Source organism: Rhizobacter sp. P2_H2, from assembly GCF_056403375.1.
This window is the reverse complement of sequence record NZ_JBFUFP010001541.1, coordinates 1-928: the sequence shown is the minus strand read 5'-3', so window position 1 is coordinate 928 and position 928 is coordinate 1. Positions and strand designations below refer to the sequence as shown.

1 protein-coding gene is annotated in these 928 nt (G+C 75.4%); it reads left to right on the top strand.

The features are described 5' to 3' along the window. Positions 1 to 928 (top strand): exodeoxyribonuclease VII large subunit (gene xseA / locus AC1D15_RS34595; RefSeq protein WP_477829633.1); only part of this gene is annotated, 928 nt, incomplete at both ends.

Genomic DNA, 928 nt, shown 5'->3' with positions numbered 1-928 from the left:
TTGCTACTTCAGCCTGAAGGATGCGGACGGGCAGCAGGCGGCGATCCGCTGTGCGATGTTCCGGCGCGCGGCGAGCCTGGTGGGGTTCAACCCGGTCGACGGGCAGCGCGTCGAGGTGCGCGGGCGGCTCGCGGTCTACGAGCCGCGCGGCGAACTGCAGTTCGTCGTCGAATCGATGCAGCAGGCCGGCGCGGGTGCGCTGTACGAGCAGTTCCTGCGGCTGAAGGCGCGGCTCGAGGCCGAGGGGCTGTTCGATCCGGCGCGCAAGCGCGAGCTGCCGCGGTTTCCACGCCGGCTCGGCGTCGTCACCTCGGTGTCGGGCGCCGCGCTGCACGATGTGCTGACCACGCTGGCGCGGCGCGCGCCGCATGTCGCGGTCGTCGTCTACCCGAGCCTGGTGCAGGGCGCCGAGGCGCCGGCGGCGTTGGTGCGTGCGTTGCGCCAGGCGGCCGAGCGCGACGAGGTCGATGCGTTGCTCGTGTGCCGCGGCGGCGGCTCGCTGGAGGACCTGTGGGCGTTCAACGACGAGCAGGTCGTGCGGGCCATCGCGGCGAGCCCGCTGCCGACGATCTGCGGCGTCGGCCACGAGACCGACGTGACGCTGGCCGACTTCGCCGCCGACCTGCGCGCACCGACGCCGACCGCCGCGGCCGAGCTGGCGGCGCCGCCGACGCGCGAACTGGCCGAGACGCTGGCCGCGTTCGCGACCTTGATGCAGCGCCGCGTGCACCACGTGCTCGACCAGCAGGCGCAGTGGATCGACCGCGCCGCGCTGCGGCTAGCGCGGCCGGGGCAGGGCGTGCGGGCCACGGCGCAGCGGCTGCAGGGGCTCGCGCACCGGCTGCAGGCGGGCGCGCAGCGGCGGCTGCAGTCCGATGCGCACCGCCTCGACACGATCGCGCCGCGGCTCGCGCGCAGCGCGCAGCGC